At 33.9% G+C, this 8,014-nt stretch carries 8 protein-coding genes and 1 pseudogene; 8 read left to right on the plus strand and 1 reads right to left on the minus strand.

Features of this window, described 5'->3' with window-relative positions:
• Positions 1–195 precede the first annotated feature (195 nt).
• The 4 genes from ymfI (at position 196) to J5G60_RS14780 (ending at position 2,747) form a co-directional block, all read left to right on the plus strand.
• Positions 196–939, plus strand: coding sequence for an elongation factor P 5-aminopentanone reductase (ymfI, locus tag J5G60_RS14765; protein WP_150356956.1), 744 nt, complete (start codon positions 196–198; stop codon positions 937–939).
• A gap of 128 nt (positions 940–1,067) precedes the next feature.
• Positions 1,068–1,904 carry a response regulator transcription factor gene (locus tag J5G60_RS14770; RefSeq protein WP_150356957.1) on the plus strand — a complete coding sequence of 279 codons (837 nt, stop codon included), beginning with the start codon at positions 1,068–1,070 and terminating at the stop codon, positions 1,902–1,904.
• 71 nt (positions 1,905–1,975) lie between these two features.
• The gene (locus tag J5G60_RS14775; protein ID WP_150356958.1) at positions 1,976–2,350 is read left to right on the plus strand and encodes an SdpI family protein; all 375 of its coding nucleotides are present in this window, start codon (positions 1,976–1,978) and stop codon (positions 2,348–2,350) included.
• A 61-nt stretch (positions 2,351–2,411) separates the two neighbouring features.
• Positions 2,412–2,747 (plus strand): hypothetical protein, encoded by a 336-nt coding sequence (locus J5G60_RS14780; RefSeq protein ID WP_150356959.1) that lies wholly within the window; start codon positions 2,412–2,414, stop codon positions 2,745–2,747.
• A 62-nt stretch (positions 2,748–2,809) separates the two neighbouring features.
• On the opposite strand, the gene J5G60_RS14785 is transcribed toward J5G60_RS14780, so the two are convergent.
• On the minus strand, positions 2,810–4,036 hold the full coding sequence (locus J5G60_RS14785; protein WP_150356960.1) for an SH3 domain-containing protein: 1,227 nt from the start codon (positions 4,034–4,036) through the stop codon (positions 2,810–2,812).
• A gap of 527 nt (positions 4,037–4,563) precedes the next feature.
• Here J5G60_RS14785 and aroF point away from each other — a divergent pair.
• The 4 genes and pseudogenes from aroF to J5G60_RS14805 all read left to right on the plus strand — a co-directional run.
• A complete protein-coding gene (gene aroF, locus J5G60_RS14790) occupies positions 4,564–5,598 on the plus strand; it encodes a 3-deoxy-7-phosphoheptulonate synthase (RefSeq protein WP_150356961.1) in 1,035 nt (344 codons plus the stop codon).
• Between the two features lie 31 nt (positions 5,599–5,629).
• Positions 5,630–6,499 (plus strand): prephenate dehydrogenase, encoded by an 870-nt coding sequence (locus J5G60_RS14795; protein ID WP_150356962.1) that lies wholly within the window; start codon positions 5,630–5,632, stop codon positions 6,497–6,499.
• A gap of 13 nt (positions 6,500–6,512) precedes the next feature.
• Positions 6,513–7,595: a 3-dehydroquinate synthase gene (gene aroB / locus J5G60_RS14800; protein WP_150356963.1), complete on the plus strand. Its 1,083-nt coding sequence runs from the start codon at positions 6,513–6,515 to the stop codon at positions 7,593–7,595.
• A gap of 14 nt (positions 7,596–7,609) precedes the next feature.
• Positions 7,610–8,014: pseudogene (locus J5G60_RS14805) on the plus strand (3-phosphoshikimate 1-carboxyvinyltransferase); the annotation flags it as partial.

An 8,014-nucleotide genomic window follows, 5' to 3' on the forward strand; every position in this document is an offset into this window, starting at 1 on the left:
TTTTTTTTTTTAATGATACGGCGACCACCGAGATCTACACTTCTAGCTTCGTCGGCTGCGTCATTTTTGTATAAGAGACAGGTTCAAAATATGCAAATTTATTATAATTTTTATTTCACATGTTGTATAGAATTAATGTATAATATCTTTTAGAGTATTACAGATTAATTTTGCTGTGGAGAGTGGGAATTTTATATGGAAAACTTAGGAGGGAAAGTTGCAGTAATTACTGGGGCATCTAGAGGTATAGGGAGAAGTATTGCTGTAAATATGGCAAAGTGCGGTGCCAGTGTGATAATAAATTTTAATCAAGACGAGGAAGGGGCTTATAAAACTCTTGAAATGGTGAAACATATAGGCTCTATTGGAGTTGTTTTGCAGGGAGATGTAAGCTTGTACAATAGTGCCGAAAAAATGATAAAAAGCACTATAGACAAAATGGGAAAAGTCGATATACTTGTAAATAATGCAGGGGTTTGCTACATAGGGCTTTTTATGGATATGCAGCAGAAACAGTGGAATTCTATAATAGATGTTAATTTTAAGGGTATGCTGAATTGTACCCACTGTGTACTAAAACATATGATTTCAAGAAAAAGGGGCTCTATAATAAATATCTCATCTATGTGGGGAAATGTAGGTGCCTCTTGCGAATCAATTTATTCTGCCACCAAGGGAGCCATAAATCTTTTTACTAAGTCACTTGGGAAAGAAATGGCACCGTCTAATATTAGAGTTAATGCTGTGGCGCCTGGAGTAATAGATACCGATATGAATGCCTGTTTAAAAGCTGATGATAGAGATATGTTGAGAGAAGAAATTCCAATGGGCAAATTTGGAAGCAGTGATGAAGTGGCAAAAGTAGTGTGCTTTTTAGCAGGAGAATCTTCATCCTATATAACTGGACAAATAATAACTGTGGATGGCGGAATGTCATAGTTAAGTAGGGCTTTTTTAAAGTAAATTTTAAATCAAACGATAAATATATATAATGCTAAAAATTTGATTTTGTAAGTAAAGTAAATACAATTTAGTAAAATATTATTAATGAAAATAGGATGATAATTATGTGTAAAGTTATAATATTGGATGATATGGCGTATATGAGATATAGAGTAAAAGACATTCTGGAAAAGACAGGAATCGAAGTATATGAATCGGGAACTTCCTTTGATTTCTTTAACAAACTTCATGATAAAAAAGAGGAAATAAATTTAATAATATTGGAAGTGGGCCTCAGTAATGAAGATGGTTTTGAAGTGCTTAGAAAAATAAAGGCCAGGAATTTAAGTATTCCAATAATGATACTTACAAAGATGAATACTAGAAGCGCATTTATAAAATGCATAAAAGAGGGAACGTCAGAATATATATTAAAGCCTTTTAACAATAAAGTGCTGCTTGAAAGGATAAATAAGCTTATAAAATCCAGTAAAAACAAAGATGAGCAGGGTGAAATAATATATTTAAATTTTCAGCAGTATATTACAAAGCAGATTATCAAAGCTAGGGCTGAAAATACCAAGCTCTCGATTATAATGGTCAGCTTGATAAAAAAATATTTTACGGCAGCGGATGAAAAAATAGATATAAAGGACAATTATCTTATATTGATGGACTCACTTTATGAAAAATTAAGACCTATTTTTAAAACACCGGATTTATTTGAAAAGTATGGATTTTCTACTCTTGTAGGTGTGCTCCCACGATGCCAAAAAGAAAAGGTTCTTTCTATTGTCAATAGAATAGATGGAATATATAACAGAATTAAATCTATAGATGAAAAATACAGCGAATATCACCTTGAGTACAGTTATGTTGTTTTTCCCGATGATGGAAAAGACAAGTCACAGCTTTTGGATAAGCTGACATCAAATATGAAAAATAAAATGGATGGAAAATAAACTGGCTTTTTAAAAAAAGATGTTTTATTATTAAAGGGGTTGGATATTAAGTTTTTAAGGGAGATGAGTATATGATATATTCATTGGTATTTGGTTTGGTAACCATGGCGTTTGGTATTATACCTAAAATAGTTAGACCTAAAAAGATCAATTCCTGGTATGGGTATCGAACTGAGATTTCCATGAAAAATCAGGACACGTGGAATGAGGGAAATAGATATTCTACTAATCAGTATATACTTGCAGGAATAATTCTTCTTATTTTAGGTAAAATAGGTTACTATTTTCTACAGGGGAAAGGCTATCTAGTTCCATTGATAGGCTTTATACCTGTTTTAATGGTTACAGTGTTTACTACTGAGAAACACCTGAAGAAAACCTTTGATGAAAACGGTAAGAGAATTGATAAATCCAGTAATTTAAAACAAAATAATATTGATGATTGATAAATAACATTGTGAATGAGATTGTAGAAAGTCAAATATTCAATTTAAAAGGGGGACAATCATGGAGGTTGTAGCTGTCTGGAAAGGTTGTCAGTATTTTAAGAATTGTAATAAAAAAATAGATGCATTTGTCATAAAGTGCACATTATATGAAACTAAATGCAAAATAGAACCTCTTCTTACGGGTATTCAAAAGCATGATTTGTTTATGAGCAATAAAACCAGATCCAGTGCTCATCCAGATTTTTATTTTTTGGTATCTGATGATATAAAATATATTGAACCACTTGAATGGTTTTGTGATGTTTTCAGTCTTTTGGGGCAAAATTCACCCTATAAAAAAATAAAAAATTTTAAAATAGAAAATTTAGAAGATATTAAAGATATTAATTATTGATTGAGGACAATCTGGAGGGAATCCAGATTGTCCTCAATCAATATAGCTAAAATATTTGATATTTAAACTCTTATATAATCCGAATGAACATATCCAATTATAGATCCTGCCTGTACTTTATACCAACGGCCATCAGTACTTAAAATTGTAACTTTACTTCCATAAGGAAGAATTGTGAGAACACGGCCTGTCCATGGACTGTTTCTTAAATTTAAGACTGAAGATCTATTATTTAAAATTACAGTGCCGGTCTTGGATTTAGAAGCTGCCGATGTAGACGAAGATTGGGAAAGACTTATATAGCTAGAGTAAACATAGCCTGTTCTACCATTTGCAGTTACTTTGTACCAGCTGCCGGAACTTCCCGAAATAGTAACCGAAGTTCCATTTGACAGGGAACCTATTATGGAACCCTGAGGTGCTGTTCTCAGATTCAAAGATGAAGAGCTATTTTGAAGTTTAACATAACCTGTTTTTGAACTGGAGGAAGAAGTTCCGCTAGAAGTTGAAGTACTGCCTCCCCCTGAATTTATGTAGGTAGAAGCTACATATCCATAGGATGAATTTAACTTGATCTTATACCAGCTTCCCACAGAGCCAACTATTTCAACGGACTGTCCCTTTCTTAAGCTTCCAAGTATTCCAAAGGACGTGCCTGCCCCATTTCTTACATTTAAAGATGAATTACTGTCTGAAATATTTACAATTCCGGTCTTATAAGTATTGGTACCTCCGGAAGAGCTGCTGCTTGAAGATGAAGTTGGAACTGATTGCCTTCCGTTCCCCACATATATGTATCCTTTTAGATATAAGTTGCCCCTGTTTTTTATGGCTTCTTTTGAGAGAGTTTTTACATTCCCGTCATAATTGCCCCTTATGCTAAAATTGCCTTCGTTAAAATATACGGTATTACCCTCCACTTTTTCTACAAAGCCAACATGTCCGTATCCAACGGGACCACCACCCCATACTATTATGGAATTTGCCTTTGGTTCAGAACCATAAGGATACACATTATCCCTTGCATTGGCATACCACCAATCAACCGCATTTCCGTAAAATTCCGAAGGAAGTGCAATCCCTAATTTTTCAAGAACCCTTCCATATGTAAACCAGGTGCATTGCCCGCTGTAGCCGCATTTGGCAAATATATTTCCAACTGCAGTATAGGCGCTGCTTTGAATATTTGGTAAAATACCAGCAGCATGTACGGTATTTATTATATTTTTGTTGTTAATAAGAGATGCAGAAATAAAAAAAGCAAAGACTAATTTCTTGTACTTATTCATGCTGTGTCCTCCTGAAAATATAATTCAATCTAAAACTTACAAAATCATTATAATTATCGTAATTAGCTAGAAATAATTTAGTTAATTGTACTATATTTTTTGGAATAATTCCATGAAATTACATAAGCTTTATGTATATTGACAAGAATAATTTCCAGATAAATAGTAAAATTTCGTGTTGACATAAAAAAAGAACCTGTTATAATTAAAAACAAATAGATTTCGTAGTTTACATTATAATAGGGAGGTAAAAACAAAGTGAAAAATATCATTGGGAGGAAAATGAAAGCAGTAAATAGAAATTACTATTACTTTACTTTTAGCTGGGGCTATTTTTATTTTAGCGCTGGTTATTTTTGCTTTCAAAAATATTTAAGATTCCTTCTAATGAGTAGATATAGTTATGTGTGTTGATTCAAATCTTCTTGCATACTGGGTGAAAATGTAATTGGTTAACTTTAGACAAGGCTCATTAAGAGGCCTTGTCTTTTTATTTTATTTAAATTTATTTACGGGAGGAATTTATAATGATAGTGATTATGAAGCCAAAGTCGCCATTGAAAGAGATAATGATGTTAAAACAAAAAATTGAGATGGATAATGATGTATCGGTAAATGTAATACAGGGAAAGGAGTATTGTGTGCTGGGTCTTATTGGAGATACTACGACAGTTGATGCAGGCAAAATTAGAGCTAATGAATTTGTGGAAAATGTAAAAAAGGTACAGCAGCCCTACAAACTTTCTAATAGATTATTTCATCCAGATAATACCGTGGTAAAAATAAAAGATGGGTCTATTGGTGGAGATGAGCTAGCTGTTATAGCAGGTCCATGTTCTGTAGAAAGTGAAGAACAGATTGTAAGTATTGCAAAAGATGTAAAAAAGAGCGGAGCTAAATTTTTAAGAGGAGGTGCTTTTAAGCCCAGGACTTCACCTTACAGCTTTCAGGGACTCAGAGTCAGAGGACTGGAGCTTTTGAAAATAGCCAGGGAGGAGACAGGACTTCCCATAGTTACGGAGATCATGTCCACTGACATGATAGATAGATTTGTTGAAGATGTGGATATAATACAGGTTGGAGCGAGAAATATGCAGAATTTTGAGCTCTTAAAACAGCTTGGGAAGACTAAGAAACCCATTCTTTTGAAAAGAGGAATTTCAGCTACTATTGAAGAATTGCTCATGTCTGCTGAGTATATAATGTCCGGTGGAAATGAAAATGTAATACTCTGTGAAAGAGGAATAAGAACTTTTGAGACTTACACAAGAAATACATTGGATTTAAGTGCTGTACCAGTTATAAAAAAATTAAGTCATCTTCCAGTAATAGTAGATCCTAGTCATGCAGCAGGAATTTGGTGGATGGTTGAACCATTGGCTAAAGCGGCAGTGGCTGTAGGGGCAGATGGGCTTATGATAGAAGTTCATAATGATCCTGTCAATGCAAAATGTGATGGACAGCAGTCCATAAAGCCAAAAGTGTTCCAAAAGCTTATGAAAGATATAGATAAGATGATAAATGCGGGAATGAGCAGGGAGTACGATGTTGTGAACATATAATACTATGATATTTAAGGAGGTGAAGTTACACGTGGAAGATTGTGACTTTAAAGTGAATATAGCTGTTGTTGGAATGGGACTTATTGGGGGGTCCTATGCTATGGCACTTAGAGTTCTAAATCCAAAGAGTATAATTGGAATAGATAAAGACAAAAAAGCTTTAGATAATGCTCTGCACAGGGGTATTATAGATAGGGGATATGAAAGCGGTGGAAGGTTCTTGAAGGAAGTTGATCTGGCTATAATAGCTCTTTATCCTAGGGATACAGTGGAGTTTGTAAAAAATAATCTAAGTAATTTTAAAATGGAAGTGCTTATAACAGATACTTCAAGTGTAAAGAAGGACGTGGTAAACAATATAAATGCATTTTTGCCTGATGGAATGGAATTTGTTTCAGGACATCCTATGACAGGCAGAGAGTGCAGAGGAATAGAGTTTGCCTCAGCGGATATTTTTACAAAAGCCAACTATATAATAACACCAAGCAGTAAGAATACTTCCAGGGGACTTAAAGTAATAGACACCATGGCCAGAAAAATGGGCTGCAGCAATGTGACTTATGTTAGTCCGGAAGAGCATGATGATGCAATCGCTTTTACCAGTCAGCTTCCACATGTTGTAGCTGTTTCTCTTATGAATTCCCATGAGGAAGGCTTTATAGACCATATGGCGCTGTTTACGGGGGGAAGTTTTAGGGACGCCACCAGGGTGGCACAGATCAACTCAGGGCTGTGGAGTCAATTGTTTATAATGAATTCTAATAAATTGGTAGATGAAATAGAAAGATTTCAAAGGAGTATAGATAGATTAAAAACAGCTATAATATACAGGGATATGAAGAGCATAGATCATATTTTTCAAAATGCAATTCGCAGGAGAAAAGCTCTAGTTAAGAGGTAAGGATAGTGATTTTATGAATATTATTAGTATAAATCTTAAAGAAAAATGTTATAAAATCTATATAGAGAGAGGAAGTTTAAAATGTATAGGAGAAAAATTGAAATCTGTATACAAAAGTAGAAATGTAGTTGTAATTACTGATTGCAATGTGGGAAAATTATATTTGAACACACTTAGAGAATCACTTTTGAGTGCTGGATTTAAAGTGAATTCAATATCCATACCGCCGGGAGAAAAAAGTAAAACTCTGGATGTACTGAAAGGGGTATATGAGAATTTATGCAAGTTCAATACTAGAAGAAGTGATATTATAATTTCTCTTGGAGGTGGAGTAGTAGGAGATCTGGCGGGCTTTGCTGCAGCTACTTATTTAAGGGGAATAAGATACATTCAGGTGCCGACTTCGATTTTGGCACAGGTTGACAGCAGTATAGGAGGAAAAGTAGCAGTGGATTTACCCTGGGGAAAAAATCTGGTAGGAAGTTTTTATCATCCAGATGCTGTATTTATAGATCCTGAAGTGCTTGTATCTTTAAATGATAGATTTTTTAGTGATGGAATGTCTGAAGTTATAAAATATGGATTTATACGTGATAAAAGTATTTTAGAAACTTTAGCTTCCCTTCCCAGTAAAAACGATGTTTTAGATAATATTGAAGATATAATATGTAAATGCTGTAATATAAAAAAACAACTGGTGGAGATGGATGAAAGGGATTTAGGAGATAGGATGATGTTGAATTTTGGGCATACTCTGGGGCATGCTGTAGAGAAGTATTATAATTATGTAAAATACAGCCATGGAGAAGCTGTAGCCATTGGTATGGCTGCTATAACTAGAAGAACTGAAGAAATGGGCATTACTAAAAGCGGGACTTATGATTATATGAAATACATATTGGAGAAATATGTGCTTCCCACTTGTATACCGGATTTAAACAGGGAGGCTGCTGTAGATTCTATAGCGCTGGACAAAAAATCATCAAGTAATGGTACTTTAAATCTTATAGTTTTAGAAGAAGTGGGAAAAGCAAGAATAATGAAAGTAAAGATACCTCAAGTGCAGGAGTTTTTATTTTTAGATGAAACAAAATGAGAGGAGAATGTATTTTGAGGTATTTATACATAAAACCATCTGAATTAAAGGGAAAAGTGATTGTTCCCACTTCTAAAAGCATATGTCACAGAGCAATAATATGCGCTTCACTATGTGATGGTATTAGCAATATAGGAAATGTGGATTTTTCCAGGGATATAGAAGCTACCTGTGATGCCATGGAGAATTTGGGTGCAGAAATACAAAGGGGAAAAAATAATTTGATTGTAAAAGGAAATTCCAGGATCCATGTAAAAAATACCAGTATAAATTGTTTACAGTCAGGTTCTACCATAAGATTTTTAATACCTATAGCTGCTACAATTGATGAAGAAATTATTTTTACAGGTGAGGGAAAATTGGTGAAGAGGCCTCTTGATATTTATTATGATATATTTGACAGTCAAAAAATATATTAT

The organism is Clostridium sp. HV4-5-A1G (assembly GCF_900184915.1).
Lineage (GTDB): Bacteria > Bacillota > Clostridia > Clostridiales > Clostridiaceae > Clostridium_B > Clostridium_B aromativorans.